The organism is Sphingopyxis sp., assembly GCF_035565275.1.
Classification (GTDB): Bacteria; Pseudomonadota; Alphaproteobacteria; order Sphingomonadales; family Sphingomonadaceae; genus Sphingopyxis.
On the sequence record NZ_DATMST010000050.1, the window covers coordinates 1 to 20,335 of the forward strand.

Annotated in this window: 17 protein-coding genes; 9 read left to right on the top strand and 8 right to left on the bottom strand. The window is 62.1% G+C overall.

Annotated elements, in window-relative coordinates:
• From tilS to wecB, 8 genes are all read right to left on the bottom strand, one after another.
• Positions 1-749, bottom strand: a 749-nt coding sequence (tilS, locus tag VN047_RS03160; RefSeq protein ID WP_325539942.1) for a tRNA lysidine(34) synthetase TilS, incomplete at its 3' end; no start/stop codon positions are given.
• A complete protein-coding gene (locus tag VN047_RS03165; protein WP_414712657.1) occupies positions 703-1,653 on the bottom strand; it encodes a tetratricopeptide repeat protein in 951 nt (316 codons plus the stop codon). The genes tilS and VN047_RS03165, both read right to left, overlap by 47 nt.
• A 113-nt stretch (positions 1,654-1,766) precedes the next feature.
• Positions 1,767-2,624 (bottom strand): helix-turn-helix domain-containing protein, encoded by an 858-nt coding sequence (locus tag VN047_RS03170; protein WP_325539946.1) that lies wholly within the window; start codon positions 2,622-2,624, stop codon positions 1,767-1,769.
• Positions 2,625-2,952: 328 nt separating this feature from the next.
• A complete protein-coding gene (gene hslU / locus VN047_RS03175; protein WP_325539948.1) occupies positions 2,953-4,254 on the bottom strand; it encodes an ATP-dependent protease ATPase subunit HslU in 1,302 nt (433 codons plus the stop codon).
• 4 nt (positions 4,255-4,258) lie between these two features.
• Positions 4,259-4,825 carry an ATP-dependent protease subunit HslV gene (hslV, locus tag VN047_RS03180; protein ID WP_325539950.1) on the bottom strand — a complete coding sequence of 189 codons (567 nt, stop codon included), beginning with the start codon at positions 4,823-4,825 and terminating at the stop codon, positions 4,259-4,261.
• A 56-nt stretch (positions 4,826-4,881) separates the two neighbouring features.
• Positions 4,882-5,688 (bottom strand): class I mannose-6-phosphate isomerase, encoded by an 807-nt coding sequence (locus tag VN047_RS03185; protein ID WP_325539952.1) that lies wholly within the window; start codon positions 5,686-5,688, stop codon positions 4,882-4,884.
• Between the two features lie 45 nt (positions 5,689-5,733).
• Positions 5,734-7,029: a UDP-N-acetyl-D-mannosamine dehydrogenase gene (wecC, locus tag VN047_RS03190; RefSeq protein WP_325539954.1), complete on the bottom strand. Its 1,296-nt coding sequence runs from the start codon at positions 7,027-7,029 to the stop codon at positions 5,734-5,736.
• Complete coding sequence (gene wecB, locus VN047_RS03195) at positions 7,019-8,134, bottom strand: non-hydrolyzing UDP-N-acetylglucosamine 2-epimerase (RefSeq protein WP_325539956.1); 1,116 nt, start codon at positions 8,132-8,134, stop codon at positions 7,019-7,021. The genes wecC and wecB overlap by 11 nt, the downstream gene beginning before the upstream one ends.
• Before the next feature lie 391 nt (positions 8,135-8,525).
• On the opposite strand from wecB, the gene VN047_RS03200 reads away from it, so the two are divergent.
• The 9 genes from VN047_RS03200 to VN047_RS03240 all read left to right on the top strand — a co-directional run bounded on the left by VN047_RS03200 (position 8,526) and on the right by VN047_RS03240 (position 20,264).
• Positions 8,526-9,161, top strand: coding sequence for a metallophosphoesterase (locus VN047_RS03200; protein WP_325540006.1), 636 nt, complete (start codon positions 8,526-8,528; stop codon positions 9,159-9,161).
• A gap of 123 nt (positions 9,162-9,284) precedes the next feature.
• Positions 9,285-11,252 (top strand): nucleoside-diphosphate sugar epimerase/dehydratase, encoded by a 1,968-nt coding sequence (locus tag VN047_RS03205; RefSeq protein WP_325539958.1) that lies wholly within the window; start codon positions 9,285-9,287, stop codon positions 11,250-11,252.
• A gap of 130 nt (positions 11,253-11,382) precedes the next feature.
• Positions 11,383-12,834: an O-antigen ligase family protein gene (locus VN047_RS03210; RefSeq protein ID WP_325539960.1), complete on the top strand. Its 1,452-nt coding sequence runs from the start codon at positions 11,383-11,385 to the stop codon at positions 12,832-12,834.
• A 5-nt stretch (positions 12,835-12,839) separates the two neighbouring features.
• Positions 12,840-13,553 carry a polysaccharide biosynthesis/export family protein gene (locus tag VN047_RS03215; protein ID WP_325539962.1) on the top strand — a complete coding sequence of 238 codons (714 nt, stop codon included), beginning with the start codon at positions 12,840-12,842 and terminating at the stop codon, positions 13,551-13,553.
• 40 nt (positions 13,554-13,593) lie between these two features.
• Positions 13,594-15,804 carry a GumC family protein gene (locus VN047_RS03220; protein WP_325539964.1) on the top strand — a complete coding sequence of 737 codons (2,211 nt, stop codon included), beginning with the start codon at positions 13,594-13,596 and terminating at the stop codon, positions 15,802-15,804.
• 63 nt (positions 15,805-15,867) lie between these two features.
• A complete protein-coding gene (locus VN047_RS03225) occupies positions 15,868-17,067 on the top strand; it encodes a hypothetical protein (RefSeq protein ID WP_325539966.1) in 1,200 nt (399 codons plus the stop codon).
• Positions 17,068-17,139: 72 nt separating this feature from the next.
• Positions 17,140-17,946 (top strand): glycosyltransferase family 2 protein, encoded by an 807-nt coding sequence (locus VN047_RS03230; protein ID WP_325539968.1) that lies wholly within the window; start codon positions 17,140-17,142, stop codon positions 17,944-17,946.
• Between the two features lie 36 nt (positions 17,947-17,982).
• On the top strand, positions 17,983-18,951 hold the full coding sequence (locus VN047_RS03235) for a UDP-glucuronic acid decarboxylase family protein (RefSeq protein WP_325539970.1): 969 nt from the start codon (positions 17,983-17,985) through the stop codon (positions 18,949-18,951).
• The gene (locus VN047_RS03240; protein WP_325539972.1) at positions 18,948-20,264 is read left to right on the top strand and encodes a hypothetical protein; all 1,317 of its coding nucleotides are present in this window, start codon (positions 18,948-18,950) and stop codon (positions 20,262-20,264) included. Before VN047_RS03235 ends, VN047_RS03240 begins: the two co-directional genes overlap by 4 nt.
• The last annotated feature ends 71 nt before the right edge of the window (positions 20,265-20,335 follow it).

Genomic DNA, 20,335 nt, shown 5'->3' on the forward strand with positions numbered 1-20,335 from the left:
TCGGGCCAGGATGCGATCAGCCGCTCGACCGCCCAGTCGAGCGCCTCGTCGGCTTCGGCCAGCCAGGCGGCCGAGCGCGCCGCAGCAGCAGGGTCGAGCACCGATTGCGAGCGGAGCGCATGGCGCAGGCGCGCACGGTCGAAGCGGCTGTCGCTGTTCGACGGATCGTCGACGAAGGGCAGGTCGTTTTCGAGCGCCACGTCGACGAGTTCGCCGCGCCGCCAGTGAAGAAGCGGCCGCAGGATCACGCCGTTGCGCGCACGAATTGCGGCGAGGCCGCCGACGCCGCTGCTTCGATTGATCCGCATCACGATGGTTTCGAGCTGGTCGTCGGCGTGATGCGCTGTGACGATATGGTCGAGCGCATTGGCCTCGCGCCATTGTTCGAGCAGACGATAGCGTTCGGCGCGCGCCGCCGCCTGCTGCGATCCCTTGATCGGCGCCGGGGGGTGCAAGGTCGAATGCGGAATATGTTCGCGATTGCAGAAGCTTGCGACCATCCGCGCTTCTTCGTCCGATCCCTTGCGCAGGCCATGATCGACCGTTGCCGCCCACACCTGTCCGGGTAGCAGCGATGCCATCAGCCAGAGCAGGGCCATGCTGTCGGGGCCGCCCGACACCGCCACGCCATAATGCAGACGGTGCCAGTCGGGCCCGCCGAGCGTGGCGAGATCGCTCGCCAGCCGCTCGACGGAGTCGCGGTCAGCAGCCTGCTTTTGCTTTTGCGGCGGCAGCATCGGTGCGGACATCCTGTGGCGCCTTGTCGCCATAGACTTCTTCGAGTTCGCGGAACGCCTTGCAGGCGTCGGCTTTGCGCCCGAGCTTGTCGAGCGCGACGCCCATATACATCAGGCTGTGCGGCGCGCGCGCGCCGCTCGGGCGGTCCTTGTAATTGTTGTAGAAGGCGACGGCGGCAAGGCTGGGCTTGCCTTCGTCGAGATAGGCGCGGCCAAGGAGGTTCTGCGCGAAGCTTGCCTGGCTGCTCTTGGGCCATTTGGTCACGACCGTCTTCAACTGCGCCTGCGCTTCGGGATAGAGTTTGGCTTCCCACAGACGATAGCCATAGTCATAGGCATCCTTGGTCTCGTTGCCGCTCGCCGGAACCTCGACCTTCTTGACGAGGGCAAGCCGCGCCGCGTCCGTGGTTGCAGGCTTGGCCGCCGGCGTCGTCGCGGGCTTTTTCACCGGCGCGGCGGCGGTCGTGGCCGTCGTTGCGGGTGGTTTTACCGTCGGCGCGAGGCTTGCGGGGGTCGCGCCGGGTGTGGTGACCGCGGCAGCGGGGTCGGCAAAGCGCCTGTCCATCTCGGCCTGGTAGGCGGTGAACTGTTTTTCGAGCTCGCGGAGCTGGAAGGCGTTTTGTTCGGTCTGCCCGGTCAGCGTCTGCAATTGCGCTTCGAGTGCGTCGACGCGGGCGGTGAGGTCGATTACCGGCGCGTTGGCGCGCGACCGTTCGCCGGGGGTCTTGTCGGGTGCGATCTCGCCTTCGAAAAAGGTCGGGCTGCCGCCTGGAAAGACCGACCGCTGCACCGCACGCATTTCCTTTTCGAGCCGCTCGACCCGCTTGTCGATCGGCCCCTCCTGCGCCGCTGCGGGCATCGTCGCAGACAGGGCGATCGTGGCCGCACCAAGGAAAGTGATTTTACGCATCTTCATCTGCCGTCAGGCCCCCACCAGTTAACCATTTTGCTGTTCATAACGCGGCAAAGTGCGACAGCGCAAACCCATTTCGGTGCGCTGCCGCTCGAACCGCCGCGAATGGCTGTCGACTAACCCTTCGGCTGCGGCCTTGTCGCGGGTGGCGTCGTGCCGACGCTGCCTTCGGTCCGCGCGACCAGATCGGCGGGCTTTAGCGAAATGCCCTTGACCAGCGTGTCGGCGGGTCCGATCGACCCGACGTCGCGGCCGCCAACGGTAACCTTCAAGGCCTGCGGGATGCTCGTCCGCAACGTGAATTGTTCGATATAGTCGGGCGGCACCTGATAGGTTTCACCCGCGTCGAGCGTGCGCCAGTTCTCCGTCTTGCCCTTTGCGTCGTCGAAACCGATCCAGACCTCCGAGAGGCCGGTCAGGACGACGGGCGCATTTGCCGCAACAGCCGACGCAGTTCCGGTCTTGCTCGCCGGCGTGGCCGCTACCTCGCCCTGGGGCGCTTCGGATTCGTCGGCAGCGCGGTTCTGCGCCGCGATCAGTGCCTCGTCGGGCTCGACCGACAGGAACCGCCACACGCCGTAAGCCGACACGAGGATCAGCGCGATGACGACGAGCGTCCAGGTCAGTCGGGCCGTTGGCAGGCGTGCCGGATCGGTCGGTTCATATGCTTCATAGAGCGGACGCGAACCATAGGCGTCCTCTTCGAGCTCGCGGCGCACCGAGGCACCGATCTCGGCCTCGGGCAGGTCGACCGCGCGGGCATAGGCGCGCGCGAAACCGGTGGCATAGGTGCGGCCCGGAAGTTCGGAGTAATCGGATTTTTCGATCGCGGCGAGGTGACGTTGGGTGATGCGCGTCCGCGTCGCCACATCGGCAAGCGACAGTCCCGCCGCCTCCCGCGCCAGCCGAAGCCGGTCGCCGGTGCGCGTGATCGCCAACTCGCCCTGTTCGGGGGCGACGTCCTCATCTGCCATTACTGTCTCCGTGCCGGCCGTTTGACCCAGATCGACCGTGTCGTCCGTTCATCGCATTGACGGCGCGCGAAAGTCAAATGAAGTTCGGTAAACGGACGGCTGAAAAGATACGGATTCGGGTTTGCCGGGTAAGGGCCTGGATCGTGCGCGCAGCGTGCTAGGGAAAGCCCGGAACGGGGGGAGGAGCGGAAGTTGCCTCGCCCCTCTTTCGCCATCCCGGGCTTGACCCGGGATCCCGCTTTTCTCACGCGACGGTCTCAAGCGGGACCCCGGATCAAGTCCGGGGTGACGAGACAAGCGATGGCAGCTTTAAGTCGAAGCCACCCCTCTAAAGGACATATTTGCTGAGGTCGGTGTCGCCGACGACTTCGGCGAGCTGGCGGTCGACATAGGCAGCGTCGATATCGAGCGTGGTGCCCGGCACGTCTTCGGCGCTGAAGCTGATCTCTTCGACCAGTCGCTCCATGATCGTCTGCAGACGCCGCGCCCCGATGTTCTCGACCTTTTCGTTGACCTCGGCCGCCAGCTTCGCGACCCGTGCGATCGCGTCGGGCGAGAAGTTCAGCGTGACGTCTTCGGTGCCAAGCAACGCGGCATATTGTTCGGGCAGGCCGGCCTTGGTCTCGCTCAGGATGCGGACGAAATCGGCTTCGGTCAGGGCACCCAGTTCGACGCGGATCGGCAGGCGGCCCTGCAGTTCGGGGAGCAGGTCGCTGGGTTTCGCGACATGAAAGGCGCCCGAGGCGATGAACAGGATATGATCGGTTTTCATCGGGCCATATTTGGTCGCGACGGTTGTGCCCTCGATCAGCGGCAGCAGGTCGCGCTGGACGCCTTCGCGGCTGACCGAGCCGCCCCGCACGTCGCTGACCGCGATCTTGTCGATCTCGTCGAGAAATACGATGCCGTTGGCTTCGGCGTCGGCGAGCGCGATGCGTGCGACGTCATCCTGATCGAGGCGCTTGTCCTGCTCCTCCTCGATCAGTCGCGTCGCGGCCTCGATCACCTTGAGCTTGCGGCGTTTTTTTGGCATGCCACCCATTGCCTTACCGAGCATGTCGGAGAGGTTGATCATGCTCATCTGCCCCGGCTGACCGGGCAGTTCGAAGGGCATGTTCGGCGCGTCGGCAATCTCGATCTCGACTTCGCTGTCGTCGAGATGCCCCTCGCGGATGCGCTGGCGAAAGCTCTGGCGCGTCGCCTCGCTGGCGCCCTTGCCGGTCAGCGCGTCGAGCAGCCGCTCCATCGCAGCCTCTTCGGCGGCGGCGCGCACGGCTTCACGGCGGCGATCCTTTTCGAGGCGCACGGCCTCCTCGACGAGGTCACGTGCGATCTGTTCGACATCGCGGCCGACATAGCCGACCTCGGTGAATTTGGTCGCCTCGACCTTGATGAAGGGCGCGTCGGCCAGCTTCGCCAGACGGCGCGAGATTTCGGTCTTGCCGCAGCCGGTGGGGCCGATCATCAGGATGTTCTTGGGGCTCACCTCGTCGCGCAGGTCGGGCGACAGCTGCTGGCGGCGCCAGCGATTGCGGAGCGCCACCGCGACCGCGCGCTTGGCGGCATTCTGGCCGATGATGTGCGTGTCGAGGGCGGCGACGATCGCCTTGGGAGTCAGGTCCTTGTTCATTTGATTATGCCTGGATTTCGATGGTTTCGGAAGTGAACTGGTCGTTCGTGTAGACGCAGATGTCGGCCGCGACCTCCATCGCCTTCTTCGCCAGCGCCTCGGGATCCTTTTCATAATCGACGAGCGCGCGCGCTGCCGAGAGCGCGAAATTTCCACCCGATCCGATCGCCGCGATGCCGCCCCTGGGTTCGAGCACGTCGCCGTTGCCGGTGATCACCAGCGTGACCTCCTTGTCGGCGACGATCATCATGGCTTCCAGATTGCGGAGATATTTGTCGGTGCGCCAGTCCTTGGCGAGTTCGACCGCGGCGCGGAGCAGTTGGCCGTTGTGGCGTTCGAGCTTGGCTTCGAGGCGTTCGAAGAGCGTGAAGGCGTCGGCGGTCGCACCGGCAAATCCGCCGATCACGCTGCCGTCGTGGAGGCGGCGGACCTTGCGGGCGTTGGGCTTCATCACCGTCTGGCCCATCGAGACCTGGCCGTCGCCGATGACGACGACCTTGTCGGCGCTGCGGGCGGAAAGAATGGTGGTTCCGTGCCAGGGCGCGGCACTTTGCGCATGGGGATTGGTCATGCCGCGCGATATGGGCGATGGCATGCGGGGCTGCAAGGGGAGGGAGATTTTCGCCCTCAGGCGGGCCAGGTCAGAAGCGCGCGGGCGCCTTCGTCGATTTCGATCGTCGACGGATCGGTGAGGAGCACCGCTTCGCCGAGCGCGACCGTTTCGCCCTCGACGCGGCAGCCCGCCGACAAAGGCACGAAGATGAGTTCACCCGTTGCGGCTTCGAGCAGCGTCCGGTCGACGGGCGCCGCCAGCTGGGCGAGATAGAAATGCGGACCGCTGACGAGCATGCGGCTGGAGGCGGGATCGACGACGGTATCGCGCGGATCGTGGACGGGGCCGGGCGTCGCGGCCTTGAGCCCCTCGTCGAGGTGCAGTTCGCGCGGGCGACCATAATCGTAGAGGCGATAGGTGCAGTCGAGATTCTGCTGCACCTCGACGACGGTCAGTCCGCCGCCGATCGCGTGGATCGTACCGGCGCGGTTATAGACGAAGTCATTTTCCTTCGATGGCCGCCAGTCGATCATGTCGACGATCGACCCCTCGAGTGCAGCCTCATGAAGCGCCTCGCGCGTCGTCTCGTGCGTCAGACCGACCCCCAGCTCGGCATCGGGGTCGGCCGAAAGGATCAGCCAGCATTCCTCCTTGCCGCGCGGCAGGCCCGCCGCTCGGGCGTCTTCGTCGTCAGGATGAACCTGGATCGACAGCCGTTCGGAGGTGAAGAGGAACTTGACCATGACCGGCGCATCGTCGCCATGGGGATCCGCGAACCAGATTTCGCCGATGCGCCGGTTGCCAAAATCACCGAAGTCGGACGGGATATCAGTGCGGCCCCAAGGCTTTTCGACTACGATGGTTTCGAGGCGAGTTAGCATGGTATCTCGATGCGGGTGCGCCGCGGCGGCGTTAAGGGAGGAGCGTCAGGCGGCCCGGTGCAAACGATTACCATTGGCGCCGCCAGGCTGGTCGAGCCAGAGACCGCGCGTGTCGTAGACGATCTTGTCGCCGCGCTCTTCCAGCGGGATCGATTTGAAGAGATCATGATCGACGAGGACGATGAGCAGGTCGCATGCAGCCAAAGCGCTGTCGAGATCGATTAGTTCCGCTCCGGTCCCCGCAAATTCCATTGGCAAGCCGCGCGCATAGGGCTCGACGATTTCGATCTGCTTGCCGAACCGGCGTGCCAGCGCGGCTGCGACCTCGACCGCGGGGCTTTCGCGGAAATCGTCGATATTGGGCTTGAAGGCAAGGCCGAGACACGCGACCCGCGCCTGCGGATGCTGCGACACGAGCATTTCTGCAGCGCCGATAACATGCGCGGTCTTGGCGAGGTTGACCTCGCGCGCAGTGCGGATCAGGCGGCTATGGTCGGGCGCGCCGTGGACGAGGAACCACGGATCGACCGCGATGCAATGGCCGCCGACGCCGGGGCCGGGCTGGAGGATGTTGACGCGCGGGTGGCGGTTGGCGAGGCGGATCACCTCCCATACATCGACGCCCATATGCTCGGCCATCATCGACAGTTCGTTGGCGAAGGCGATGTTGACGTCGCGGTAGCTGTTCTCGACAAGCTTGACCATTTCGGCGGCGCGCGCCGAGGTGGTGACGCAGGCGCCGCGGACGAACTGGCGATAGAAGGTCATCGCGCGGCGGGCGCAGCGCGGGGTGATGCCACCGATGCAGCGATCGTTGTCGACCAGTTCGATGAGGATGCGGCCCGGAAGCACGCGCTCGGGGCAATAGGCAACGAAAATATCGGCGGCGCCGGAGCAAGCGCCGGGGACCTTGAGATCGGGGCGCAGTTCGGCAAGCAGCTCGGCGACCTTTTCGGTCGTGCCGACGGGTGAGGTCGATTCGAGAATGACGAGATTGCCGACCTCGAGCTGCGGCGCGATCGCGCGCGCGGCCGAGAGCACGTGGCTGATGTCGGGCCGATGTTCCTCGTCGTGCGGCGTCGGCACCGCGATGACGAAGGCGTCGGCGGGGGCGACCTCGGTCGAGGCGACAAGCGCGCCGCGCGACACGACGCCCTGAACGAGGCCGTCGAGATCGACCTCTTCGATATGGACCTTGCCGCTGTTGACGGTGTCGACGACCTTGCGGCTGACGTCGACGCCGGTGACCTTGCACCCCGAACGCGCAATCAGCGCCGCCGTGGGCAGTCCGATATAGCCGAGCCCGAGGACCGTGACCTGCTGTTCCGTATCAATGGGCACGCGCAACAATCTCCGCAATCTGTGTGGCCGCCGTGCCGTCGCCGAACGGGTTATGGGCGCGGGCCATGGCCGAATAGGCTTCCTTGTCGTCCAAAAGCTTGAAAATTTCGGAAACAATACGCTCTTTGTCGGCTCCGACAAGCCGCGCTGTCCCGGCCTCTACGCCCTCGGGACGCTCGGTCGTCTCGCGCATCACGAGCACGGGCTTGCCGAGCGACGGTGCTTCTTCCTGCACCCCGCCGCTGTCGGTCAGCACCAGGTTTGACGCGGCGAGCAGGCGGACGAAATGCGGATAGTCGAGCGGATCGATCAGCGCGACATTCGCAAGACCGCCAAGGATCGGCTCCATCGCACTGCGCACGTGCGGATTTGGATGAACGGGAAAGATCACCGCGACATCGGGCCGCGCGGCGATCCCGGCGACCGCGTCGGCGATGGCTCTCATCCCGTCGCCGAAATTCTCGCGCCGATGCGAGGTAACCGCGATGATGCGCTTTCCAGCGAAGCGGGCGACGAGTGGATCGAGTCCCGCAGCAAGCGCGGGTTCCTCATCGATCCGGGCCTTGGTCGCAAGCAGCGCGTCGATCACCGTATTGCCCGTGACGTGGATGCGGTCGGCAGGCACATTTTCGGCTCGCAGCGCCGCTGCGGCGGTCGCGGTCGGTGCGAAGTGCAAGTCGGCGACTGCCCCCGCAACCTTGCGGTTAACTTCCTCGGGCCACGGATGATAGATATTGCCGCTGCGAAGCCCGGCCTCGACGTGCCCGACCGGAATCTTGCGGAAATAGGCGGCGAGCGTCGCGGCCATGGTTGTCAGCGTATCACCATGAACAAGGATGCGGTCGGGCCGTTCAGTATCGAAGGTTTCGCCCAGTCCGGTGACGAGCTTTGCAAGAAGGCCGTCGAGTGTCTGGTTGGCCTGCATGACGTCAAGATCGATGTCAGGGGTAATACGTGCGATCGCGAGAACCTGATCGAGCATTTCACGATGTTGCGCGGTAACGCAGACGCGCGCATCGATCTCTGGCCGGTCGCGCAGCGCATGCACGACCGGAAACATCTTGATCGCTTCCGGGCGCGTCCCGAAAACCGTCATCACTTTCATTATCGACGCCTCCTGCACCGGCCGCTCTGGGGCTTCGTACCCGTAAGCCGATGACTAACAAGCGATTAAGTGCGAAATCTTGCCACACCCTTAAGCGTCGCCCGCGGGGCCGAAGAAAGGCCGTCACGCCGGCGGGCAACATTTGCCGCCCTCGTGCGTATATTGCCACCGCCCGGCAGGGCGGCTAGGGGGCGGAATCTCGACCGGTGGCCCCTTTTTCGGCCGAAACAGGCGTATTCGAAGTGGGAACGGTTCATTTTTGATGTTCTGGAAGCGTAAAAACAAGCCGGTTTCGTCCGTCGGAGTTGATTTTGCAGTCCCGCCCGGCCGGCGCGTCTATGCGATTGGCGACGTACACGGCCGCGACGACCTGTTTGCCTCGTTGATCGAGATGATACGGGCAGACAATCGGCAGCGCGGGGATGCCGACGTCACGATCATCCTGCTCGGCGACCTTGTCGACCGGGGGCCGGATTCGGCGGCGGTCGTCGAGCGCGCGCTTCGTCTGCGCGAAGAATTCGATGACATGCGCCTCCTGATCGGCAACCATGAGGAATGTTTTCTCGGGGCGCTGACCGGCGACGTTCGAAAGCTTCGTTATTTCATGCGGATAGGCGGCGATGCGACAGTTCGCAGCTATTGGAATATCGACAGGGATTTCGCCGTAGCGAGCTTCGAGGATGTCGCGGCGATACTTCCGCAACTGGTGCCCGAGGAACATGTGGCCTTTCTCGGTCGCGGCGAGGACGTCGTCGAGATCGGCGATTATATCTTCGTCCACGCGGGCATTCGCCCGGGCGTGCCTATGGGCAAGCAGAAACTGGCGGATTTGCGATGGATTCGCGACGATTTCCTTGAGGACGAGCGCGACCATGGTGCGATGATCGTCCACGGCCACACGATCACCGAGGAAATCGATGAATGGCCCAACCGGATCGGGATCGACACCGGCGCGTATAGCAGCGGAAAGCTGACGGCGATCGGTATCGAGGGATCGGATCGTTGGTTTTTGACGACGAACGGATGATCGGGTGACGCTTCGGCCTTGTCAGTTACGATCGGCACGGGCATTTTCCGGGCTTTGGACCACGATGTTGTTGTATCGCCTGAGCATTGAGCCTTTCGGACCTTGTGGAAATAGGGGGCGGGGATGACGAGTTGGAAGGGCGAGCAGCTTTTGTTCCGCGAACGCGTCATGGCCTTTGCAGTCTACTGGCTTGGCCGGCTGGCCGATATGCCGCGTCAGAACCGGCAGCTGGTCGCGGGATGCATGGATGCGATCCTGTGCGTCGTCGCGGTCTGGATCGCGCTGTCGCTGCGCGTCGGCGAATGGGAGCTTTTTACCCGGCCGGTTCTGCTGCTTTCGCTGGCGGGGCTGGTCTTCTGGTTTCCGATCGCCTGGCGATGCGGCATCTATCTGTCGATCATCCGTTTTTCCGGCGGGCGGACGATGATGGGGCTGGCGGTCGCAGTCGCGATCCTCGCGGTCCCGATGACGGCGCTCTTCATGATCATCGTGGTTCCCGGGGTGCCGCGCACGATGGGCCTGCTGCACCCGATCATCTTTCTGGCGCTGCTGTGCGTCAGCCGGCTGCTGATCCGTTTTGCGCTGGTCGACATCCTCCATCGCGCGCACGGGGTTCGCGATCTGCGGCGCGTGCTGATCTACGGCGCCGGACGGGCAGGGCAGCAACTGTCGCTGTCGCTGCGCCACGAGCCGCATATGCAGGTGCTCGGCTATATCGATGACGACGCCCGGCTCAACGGCCAGCGGATCGACGGAATCCAAGTCTATTCGCCCGATCGGCTCGACTGGGTGATCCAGACGCTGGCGATCGATGAGGTGCTGATCGGCCTGCCAAGAATTTCGCGCGCGCGCCGCCGGGAAATCATCGCCACGCTTCAGCATTACCACGTCCAGGTGCGGGTCTTGCCGAGCGTCGGCAAGATCATCGACGGCGACGTATCGATCAACGACCTTCGCGCCGTGCAGATCGAAGATCTGCTTGGCCGCGATCCGGTGACACCCAATGCGCTGCTTCTGAGCCGCAACGTCAGCGGCAAGACGGTGCTGGTGTCGGGAGCCGGCGGCTCGATCGGCAGCGAGTTATGCCGCCAGATTCTGGCCCTGCGGCCGCGAAAGCTGGTGCTTGTCGAACAGTCCGAATTCGCGCTTTACCAGATCGATGACGAACTGCACGCGCAGGCCCGCGAACTGGGGCTCGACGAGGCTTCGATCGTTCCTGAACTGGGAAGCGTAGCCGACAGGCAATCGGCAATGCGCATGTACGCGCGCTGGAAACCCGAAACGGTGTTTCACGCCGCCGCGTACAAGCATGTTCCGCTTGTCGAAGCCAATCCGGTAGCGGGATTGCGGAACAATGTTTTCGGGACTTTGAACAGTTGTCTCGCAGCAGAAGCCGCAGGCGTGAAAACGTTCATCCTCATCAGCACCGACAAGGCCGTGCGGCCGACCAATATCATGGGCGCATCGAAACGCATCTGCGAACTGATCCTGCAGGCGCGGGCAGCGCAGACCGCTTCGACGACGTTTGCCATGGTGCGCTTTGGCAACGTCCTCGGGTCCAGCGGATCGGTCGTTCCGCGTTTCCTTGCGCAAATCAAGGCGGGGGGGCCGGTTACCCTTACCGATCGCAACGTAACCCGATACTTCATGACCATACCCGAAGCGGCGCAGCTGGTCATTCAGGCGGGGGCTATGGCAAATGGAGGCGAGGTTTTCGTTCTCGATATGGGTGAGCCGGTACGGATCGTCGATCTCGCGGCATCGATGGTACGGCTGTCGGGCCTGACGGTACGCGATGGATCGAACCCCGACGGCGATATAGAGATCCGCGAGGTCGGAATGCGCCCCGGCGAGAAACTCTATGAAGAGCTTCTGATCGGCGAGCAGCCGCAGGCGACGACCCACGAGCGGATCATCAGGGCGAATGAGACGATGATACCCTGGCCGCAATTGATGGCCGAACTCGGCGAGTTGCGCGATCGCCTCGACGAAGGACATGCCGAAGAAGCGATTGCGACGCTGCGCCGGCTCGTGCCTGAATATGCTCCCCCCGCATCCGGTGTGGAAGCGTCCCGCGCCGCCACCGGATGATCGGCGGCGAACTGCCGCCGATCCGGAAAATTCCGCTGGTATGCGTCTGGAACATGCCCTAAGGCGCACCCTTGAAATTGTGCTGGCAAGACCGTCTGGTTGCAGCAGCTAAGTGATTGACGAGATTAGTATGCTTCGCACGAAAGCTGCGCGATGGAATGATCGTGGCAACATAAACGAAGTCGCTTGGCCGTTGCTGGCGGCAATCGTCGTGGCGGTATTGATCGGCGGATCTTCGCGGCCGGATATCATTTCTCTCCTGCTACTTCGCCCATTGTCGGCGTTGCTGTTTGTTTATGCGGTCTATTTTCACGGTCGCGCAGCTTTCCGGCGTTCGCCGGCGCTGATGACATTCGCACTTTGCGTTTTTCTGCTCGCCGTGATGCATGTCATTCCGCTGCCGCCCGGTCTCTGGTCGAGCCTGCCGGGTCGAGAGGTGGCGGTCGACGTTTACCGCGTTGCGGGAATGCCGCTTCCCTGGCTGCCGCTGTCGATGTCGCCGGCTGCCGCATGGAACGCCCTGTTCAGTCTGTTGCTGCCATTTGCGGTTCTGATTCTCGCGGTGGTCGCAAGCGGCAACGAGCAGGTACGTGCGTTGCGCCTGTTTCTGATCCTCGGCGTCCTTAGCGGCGTCATAGGTCTCCTGCAGCTGTTGGGATCCCCGCAGGGCGCGCTCTATTTCTATGACCTCACCAACAATGGTGCGGCCGTGGGGCTTTTTGCGAATCGCAATCATCAGGCGGTGCTGCTGGCCAGCCTCTTCCCTTTGCTGGCGATGCACGTGTCGCTGGTGGACAATGCGCGGGGGCGGCTCCAACTGCACTGGATCTGCTCGATTGCTGCGGCAGCCTTCGTCGCGCCGCTCATTCTCGTAACCGGATCGCGTAACGGCCTTCTTCTCGGTCTGATCGGACTGGTGCTGGCGCTTTGGGTGTTCGACCGGCGCGACAGCGCGACCGCTCCAAAGAAAACGGCGCGCCTTGTCAAATATGCACCGTGGATCGTGATCGGCGGTTTGCTGCTTCTGTCGCTGGCGACCATCCTCCTCTCGCGCGGCGAAGCTTTCCGGCGTCTGGTAAAACTCGATGCGTCGCAGGATCTGCGCTTCCAAGCCCTTCCGACTATCTGGGAAATCACGCGCGATGTCTTTCCCTGGGGCAGTGGTTTCGGGAGCTTTGACGAGGTCTTTCGCAGCTACGAACCCGGGACGCTGCTGTCCCCATTCTATCTCAATCACGCCCATAATGATTGGCTGGAGCTGGCGATGACCGGCGGATTGCCGGCGATGTTGCTCGCGGTGTGGGGCGGCATCATGTTCCTGTTCGCGGTGCGCAGGCTATTGTTGTCCCGCAACGTCCGCCGCGGAGAGCGGTCGACGCTGATCGCAGCGCGTTGCGCCGCCGTGATCCTGCTGCTCCTTGCCATGGGTAGCGTTGCAGAGTATCCCGCCAGAACACCGTCGCTTGCCGTTCTGGGCGTGTTTTGCGCCGCCGTACTGGCAGGGATTTTCAAGCAGTCCGAGGGGGCTCGGCCACCCCACCAAATCAATGCCGGTCCCGGCGAACCGATATCGGAGATCTGAGAGCCATGACGCGAGTCATTTTCGCTGCTGCCGTGCTGGCCATGACGGGGGGGTGCGCCGAAAAGGTGCTGCCGCTTCAGTCCAATCAATATATCGAGGTCATTGGCGGCACGGAGCTGCCGGCACCGACGCAGGTTGCCGAGGGCGGATATCACATCGGCGCTTTCGACCGGCTGATCGTCGATGTCATCGGCTTCGAGGAACTGAACAAGCGTGAGTTCCAAGTCGACGCTGCGGGCAATATTGCCCTTCCGATCGCCGGAACGGTGCGCGCCGCCGGGCAAACGCCCGAACAGGTCACCGGGGAGATCGTCGCCAAGATGCGGGCGGGCCATGTGCGCAATCCGCAGGTTTCGGTCAATCTGTTCCAGTCGACGAGCCAGTATGTAACGGTCGAGGGCCAGGTGATCGAGCCCGGCAATTATCCGGTGGTCGGCAACATGACGCTCATGCGCGCGGTTGCAGCTGCCAAGGGAGCGGGCGAGTTCGCAAAACTCGACGACGTCGTCGTATTCCGTACCGTTGGCGACAAGCGGATGGTGGCGCTTTACAACATGGCGGCGATCCGGCGCGGCTATTATCCCGATCCGAGCGTTTATGCGCAGGACATCGTCGTCGTCGGCGATTCTCCAGGGCGGCGCATGTTCTCGAGGATCGTCCAGGCGTCGGCGCTCGTGACTGCGCCGATCATCGCGCTGGTCAGCAGCAATGCCCTTTAGTTTCTGATATTCGCCCAGATTGTCCGGGGACAAGATTAATATGAATAGCCTTCCTGTCGAAGCCACGTCGTCGGACACCCCGGCGATTCTGGGCGAGGAACCGGACAATATCGTCGAGGTTCCGCTTGTTCTCCAATATTGGAACATGGTGGTCCGGCACCGCTGGCTGGTGCTCGGAATCATCGTGGCGTCGCTGGTCGGCGGCATCCTGCTCACACTGCTTGCGACCCCGCAATATACGGCGACGTCGCGTGTCGAGATTGCGCGTCAGCAGCAGCGCATCACGAATGTGCAGGGTGTCCAGTCGGAGGAAGCGGGGCGCGATCTCGAATTCTATTTCACCCAATATTCGCTGCTTGAGGCGCGCTCGCTCGCCGAGCGCGTGTCGCGCCAGCTGAATTTGCCGCGCAGCACCGTCTTCTTCGAAGCCAACGGCATCGAACCGCCAGACGCGTCGCTTCTCGGCAGCGAATCCCAGCGGCCGCTCGACAGCGCTGCCTTGGCGGATCGGCAAAATCTTGTCGTCGAAACATTGCTCGAGCATATTTCGATCAGTCCGATCCGCAGTTCGGCACTGGTCGACGTGAGCTACACCAGCGCATCGCCGTCGCTGTCGGCGCAAATCGCCAACGCATGGGTCGAGCAATTCATCGCACAGAGCATGGCCCGCCGGTTCGAATCGACTGCCGATGCCCGGAAGTTCTTGGAATCGCGCCTCGATGGCCTGCGTCAGCGGGTCGAGCAATCCGAGCGCGATCTGGTCAATTATGCCTCGCAGCGCGGCATCGTCCGCATGAATCAGGATCCGAAACAGTCGCCACGCGATCTCGACACGCTAACCGGAACGAACGTTCGGCAGCTGAGCGAGGCGCTCGCCGCTGCAACGGTAGCGCGGGTCGATGCTGAAGGGCGTCTCGACGCCGCTCGGGCACGACGCTCCAGCGATGCGGCGTTGCAGAACCCGGCCCTGAACGTCCTGCGCCAGCAGCTCGCGGAAGCGGAAGGCGAATATGCGCGGCTGCTCGTCCAGTTCGAACCCGAATACCCCGCCGCTCAGGCCGTGCAGCAGCAGATCGCTTCGCTGAAGCGCAGCATCGCGTCGCAGGAACAGCGGTCGGTCGACACATTCATTACCAATTTCGAAGCGGCGCAGAAGCGCGAGGGCGCCTTGCGCGCCCGGCTCAACGCGTTGCTGGCAGAGTTGAACCAGGAACAGCGCGACAGCATCCAGTATAATATCTATCAGCGTGAAGCGGACACTAACCGTCAGCTCTACGACGGCCTGTTGCAGCGTTACAAGGAAATCGGCGTGGCGGGCGTCGGTGCGAACAATGTGTCGGTGGTCGATGTCGCGCCGGTGCCCGAGCGACCGTCGTCGCCGCGCCTGGCCATCAACCTGCTGTTCGCGCTCGCGATGGGTCTCGGCCTTGCCGCCGCTGCGGTGTTCGTACTCGAAAATCTCGATGAGGGGCTGCGCGAACCCGATCAGGTTCGCCAGCGCCTCGGCCTGCCGCTGCTCGGCGCAATCCCCGTTTTCGAAGATGGCGAGGCGAGGGAATTGCTGGCCGATCCGAAGTCGGCGCTGGCGGATGCGTATTTCACGGTACGAACCAACCTCAGCTTCTCGACCGACCATGGCATCCCGCAGTCGCTGATGACGACGAGCACATCGCCGTCCGAAGGCAAATCGACGACGAGCTTTGCGCTCGCGGCTATCCTCGGGCGGACCGGACGATCGGTGGTGCTGGTCGACGCCGATCTTCGAAAGCCGACGATCAACCGCTATTTCGACGCGGCCAACGAGGCGGGGACCAGCAACTTCCTCGCTGGCGACGACAATCTCGATGCGCTGATCCGCCCCTCGCAGTACAAGAATCTGAGCTTCATGACTTCGGGACCGCAGCCGCCGAATCCGGCGGAACTGCTCGGCGGTCGCAGGTTGCAATTGCTCGTGGCCGAACTTCGCAAGCGCTTCGACCATGTCATCGTCGACAGTCCGCCGATGCTCGGTTTCTCGGACGCGCCGCTGGTCGCGAGCGTGGTCGAAGGTGTGGTCTATGTGGTCGAATCCCGCCGTACACCGGTTCGCGGCGCAAGCCTTGCGGTGCGCCGCCTGCTCGACGCCCATGCGCGCGTGTTCGGTGTGGTGCTGACCAAATATCGCAGCAACCAGCGGGGCTATGGCTACGGCTATGGCTATGGTTACGGCTATGGGGAAACGCAGGGCGACGCGGATCGCAAAGGCGACTGATTCATGGTTCTTCGACTCCCTCAGTGGCGGCGAAAGTCGCGCCGGCGGGGCGCCACGCCGGGCATGACGTTCGTCATGCCGGGGTGGCCCGTGATCGTCGTGGGCATGCTCGCGCTGATTCTGGCCTTCTTCAGCTTCATGAACGCACGGGTGGGCGTCGGCCTGATGGTGATGCCCGACACGCGATGGGGGCCGGGTTTCGACCTGATCCGTCCGCAGATGGCGGCGCTCCAACGGAAGCAGGCGCTGCCCGGTTTCCGCGAGCAGCGGGCGGTATCACGCCTTGCGACCGCGGCGCTTGAGCAAACACCGCTCAATGTGCGGGCGCTTCGCATGCTCGCGCTCAACGACGATCTGTCGGGCCGCAAGAAGGCAGCCGAGGCGAAGATGATGATGGTCGATCGGCTATCCCGGCGTGAAGGCGTCGCGCAATTGTGGCTTGCCGACCTCAAAAGTCGCGAGGGCGATGTCGCCGAGGCGCTGCGTCACATGGACGTCATGCTGCGCACCATGCCGCAGGCGACCGACCCGTTGCTCGATCGGCTGGCGCTCGCGATCCAGCTGCCCGAGGCGCGCGCCGCCATCAAGCCCTTCATCAAGGCAAGCACGCCGTGGATGGAGCGCTTTTTCTATATCACGCTCGAGAAATCGCCGAGCGTCAAACCGCTGGGCGAGCTGGTCGCGTCGCTCGATCGCGCGCCTGACGTCGATCGTCTGTCGAACAGCTATGCTTCGCTCGTTTATCGTCTGGGGTCGCAGAATCACTATGATTTGCTGCGCAAGGTCTATCCCAAGATTCCGGGTACTAAGGCCGCTGACCTTTACGATGTCTCGCTGACGTCAGCGGGCTCGACCAACGGGTACGCTCCGATCATCTGGGATTTCGGTTCTCGTTCCGACCGAGGCGGCGCGTTGCTCGGACCTGATGAGGCGGAGTTTTTCGTGATTGGCGAGGTTAGCGGCGTTGCGGCGACTAAAGCCGTTTTCCTGAAAACCGGGTCGCCCGGCCAGTTGTTGTTCAAGAAAGTCGAAGGCGATCCAGGCGAGCAATCTCAGGCTTTCTGGCGAATTTCGTGCGTCTTGGGAGAAGGTGCCGGACGCGTTGTGCAGAGTAGAAATCTCCTCGAAATTGCGAATAACAGCGTCGCCAGAGTGGCTCTCCCGCAGACCTGCTCTGCTGCCAAATTGGAAATGCTGGTCGATGGCGGCACACGGCGCTCTCCGACGCGCGTCGTCCTGTCAGGTGTTCGGTTGGGTAGTTGACATGATGTCGAATCCAATGCCCGCCGGCCGCGCGACTATTTCGCCCAATAGCCTGTTCTAATGGATAGACCCATGCCTCAGGTTTCTGTCGTTGTGCCCGTCTACAACGCCGAAAAATACATCGCGGAGACGTTGACGTCAATTATGGGGCAAAGCTTTGTCGACTTCGACGTCCATGTCGTGGACGATTGTTCAACAGACGATTCAGCCAAGATCGTGCAGGAATTCTGCGCGCGCGACGCCCGTTTTCATTATCATCGTTCGCCAAGCAATTTTGGTGGTCCGGCGGGCCCACGCAATCTTGGTATCGATCAATCGTCCGGGGGATATATCGCCTTTTGCGATGCCGATGATTTGTGGGCGCCCTATAAGCTCGAATTGCAAATGGCGATCGCGAGGGACAGCGGCGCCGATATCGTATCGGCAGTGGTGCGCGATTTTGCCGATGGCGAAAATCCTGCGGCCTTTGTGCGCCCTGACGGCGAGGTACCGCTAACCAGTATAAGTCATGGCCGGTTGCTGCTGAAGAACTGGATCGCGCTTTCGAGCGTTATCGGACGTCGGGCGTCGTTGATGACCGCCGGCCCTTTCAATTCGTCGCGTACTCATATCGCTGTAGAAGATTTTGACATGTGGTTGCGCATCACGGGGAGCGGAGGCAGGGTCATCCGCATCGGGACTCCGCTAGTCCATTATCGCAAGCTGCCGTCGTCGATTTCGGCTAGCAAGAGCATGATGGTCCGCAAGGCATTGAACGTGATTGGCGAAGATTATGACAGGCGCGGGAAGGGCAGTCTTTTTCGGCTGCTGCGTCCGGCACACTGGATATTGTATGTCGGGACCTCGGCGTGGATGCGCGCCATACGCCGTGAGCTTTGATCTACGACGTTCCGGAGAGGAAATGGAGATTATCGAATGACATCGCGCTACGATTCCAAGCGGATACTGGTCACGGGCGCCGCGGGCTTTCTTGGCAGCCATTTGTGCGAGCGGCTGGTCGCGCAGGGCCATGACGTGCTCGGCATCGACAATTATTTCACCGGACGGCGGTCGAATGTCGCGCATCTGCTCGGCGAACCGAATTTCGAGATGATGCGTCACGACGTCACGTTTCCGCTTTTCGTTGAAGTCGACGAAATCTATAATCTGGCGTGCCCGGCTTCGCCCGTGCATTATCAGTATGACCCGGTGCAGACCACGAAAACGAGCGTCCACGGTGCGATCAATATGCTCGGCCTTGCCAAGCGCACCGGCGCCAAGATTCTACAGGCGTCAACGTCGGAGGTCTATGGCGATCCCGACCAGCATCCCCAGACCGAGGAATATTGGGGCAATGTGAATCCAATCGGGCCGCGGTCCTGCTATGACGAAGGCAAGCGTTGCGCCGAAACCCTTTTCTTCGACTATCATCGCCAGAATAATGTCCGCATCAAGGTCATGCGGATTTTCAATACCTATGGTCCGCGCATGCACCCGGAAGATGGACGCGTCGTTTCGAACTTCATCATGCAGGCGCTAACCGGGCAGCCAATCACGATCTATGGCGACGGCAGTCAAACACGTTCCTTTTGCTATGTTGATGATCTGATAGACGGCATGATTAAGCTGATGGAGTCCCCTGACGAGATCACCGGACCGATCAATATCGGCAATCCTGGCGAGTTCACTATTCGGCAACTTGCCGAAAAGATTGTCGGGATGATCGGGAACGAGGCAAAAATCGTGTTCCGTGATCTGCCAGTGAACGACCCAATGCAGCGCCGTCCCAATGTGGATAAGGCGCGCGGCATTCTGGGATGGGAACCCTCCGTTGGACTCGAGCAGGGACTGGATAAGACGATCAAATATTTCCGTACGCTGGTATCCGAGAAGGGGCGGGCGTGATCCGGAGATCCCGGTCGGCGGCCAACGCGTCGCAACCCAAGTCACCGATGCTGTCGATCGTGTGGTTCACTATCGGTTTCGCGCTGGTTGCGGCTCTTTATACCGGGCTGATGTTCAAATTTTGGGCTGTGGGTTTTGTCCTCCTCTTAACGGGAGCGAGCTATGCAGCGCTGGGCGGCTATTTCGTCGCTTCTTTGCGGTCGGCCGATACAATCAGCATTCGCTCGACGTCGACCACGTTCAATATCGTTGTGGCGATCATAGCGCTGCTCGGCCTTTGGGCTATGTTCTACGACCGCACGACCTTTCGGGGCATAGACTATGTGAACCTTGGGATCGCAGCGGCGCGCGCTGAATTCACCCGCGTTGGCGAGCGGGGGGGGGTGCTGAGTATCGCCGGGAATATTTTTTCAGCAGCAGTTTACTTGCCTTTGATCAACATGATTTTTGACTGGGAGAAGTGGGGCCGCGAGCGCTATGTTGTCGCCGCGCTCGTAGTATTGGGGATGCTTGGACTGACTTATATAACGGGCGGACGTACAGCCTTGTTGATTGCGGTTGCCTTGATAGCAGCGGCAATGCTGGGAAGAGGCGCAATGGGATTGCCGCGACTTCCCAGTTTTCTGACCCGATTTCGGCTGATTGGCGGCGGTATTCTGATTGCGGGTCTTTTTGGAGGAATCTTCGCGCTACGAGCTAACGCTTTTGGCGCTGCGAGCGCGGGCGACTATCTTAGCCAGCTCTGCATACACCTTGCGCAGCCGGCCATCGAGATCATGGCGCAATGCTATTCGATACCCTATTCCAGCGGCTTGGAGAGTGTTGACGAAATTTCGAATTTCGGAACCGCCGTACTCCTATACGCCTTTCATGTGGCGTGGGTGGGGAACGTGATCATCGCCGACGTCAATCCAGGCGTGTCGACCGCTTTTTCGGGATTTCAGGACATGTTTTTGAGCCGGTTCGGCTATCAGCTTAGCGCCACCGATTATGATGGATATTTCATACCGGCGGCTGCGAGTGCAGTCTATGACTTCGGCTATCTGGGCATGATCATCGGATTTGCATTACTGGGATTCATGATGGGTTTGTTTCGGCGATCGATGCTTGCTGGTAACCTGTACGTCGGACGGATTTCTTTTTGTTATATTGCCGCATCGTTGCTCATTTGTGTGCTGATTAGCCCCGCCAATCTTCCGGTTCTTCTGCTTTCGATGATGGCCATCGCCACAGTCGCCGGTTTCACGACCTTCGCGAGGGTGCTGGGTATCGAACTCATATTTCTTAAGGCTAGGCGCGAGAAGGCTCGATGAGAGACGCCTCAAGTTACCGGCAATACCGGCATGTGGGGGTCGCTCAAATCTATCCTTGGCGGCCGCACGCA

Excerpts from the sequence above, each read along its gene's own strand:
- VN047_RS03165 (WP_414712657.1), bottom strand. The coding sequence starts at position 1,653 with ATGAAGATGCGTAAAATCACTTTCCTTGGTGCGGCCACGATCGCCCTG.
- VN047_RS03170 (WP_325539946.1), bottom strand. The coding sequence starts at position 2,624 with ATGGCAGATGAGGACGTCGCCCCCGAACAGGGCGAGTTGGCGATCACG.
- hslU (WP_325539948.1), bottom strand. The coding sequence starts at position 4,254 with ATGAACAAGGACCTGACTCCCAAGGCGATCGTCGCCGCCCTCGACACG.
- hslV (WP_325539950.1), bottom strand. The coding sequence starts at position 4,825 with ATGACCAATCCCCATGCGCAAAGTGCCGCGCCCTGGCACGGAACCACC.
- VN047_RS03185 (WP_325539952.1), bottom strand. The coding sequence starts at position 5,688 with ATGCTAACTCGCCTCGAAACCATCGTAGTCGAAAAGCCTTGGGGCCGC.
- wecB (WP_325539956.1), bottom strand. The coding sequence starts at position 8,134 with ATGAAAGTGATGACGGTTTTCGGGACGCGCCCGGAAGCGATCAAGATG.
- VN047_RS03200 (WP_325540006.1), top strand. The coding sequence starts at position 8,526 with ATGATACGGGCAGACAATCGGCAGCGCGGGGATGCCGACGTCACGATC.
- VN047_RS03205 (WP_325539958.1), top strand. The coding sequence starts at position 9,285 with ATGACGAGTTGGAAGGGCGAGCAGCTTTTGTTCCGCGAACGCGTCATG.
- VN047_RS03210 (WP_325539960.1), top strand. The coding sequence starts at position 11,383 with ATGCTTCGCACGAAAGCTGCGCGATGGAATGATCGTGGCAACATAAAC.
- VN047_RS03215 (WP_325539962.1), top strand. The coding sequence starts at position 12,840 with ATGACGCGAGTCATTTTCGCTGCTGCCGTGCTGGCCATGACGGGGGGG.
- VN047_RS03220 (WP_325539964.1), top strand. The coding sequence starts at position 13,594 with ATGAATAGCCTTCCTGTCGAAGCCACGTCGTCGGACACCCCGGCGATT.
- VN047_RS03225 (WP_325539966.1), top strand. The coding sequence starts at position 15,868 with ATGACGTTCGTCATGCCGGGGTGGCCCGTGATCGTCGTGGGCATGCTC.
- VN047_RS03230 (WP_325539968.1), top strand. The coding sequence starts at position 17,140 with ATGCCTCAGGTTTCTGTCGTTGTGCCCGTCTACAACGCCGAAAAATAC.
- VN047_RS03235 (WP_325539970.1), top strand. The coding sequence starts at position 17,983 with ATGACATCGCGCTACGATTCCAAGCGGATACTGGTCACGGGCGCCGCG.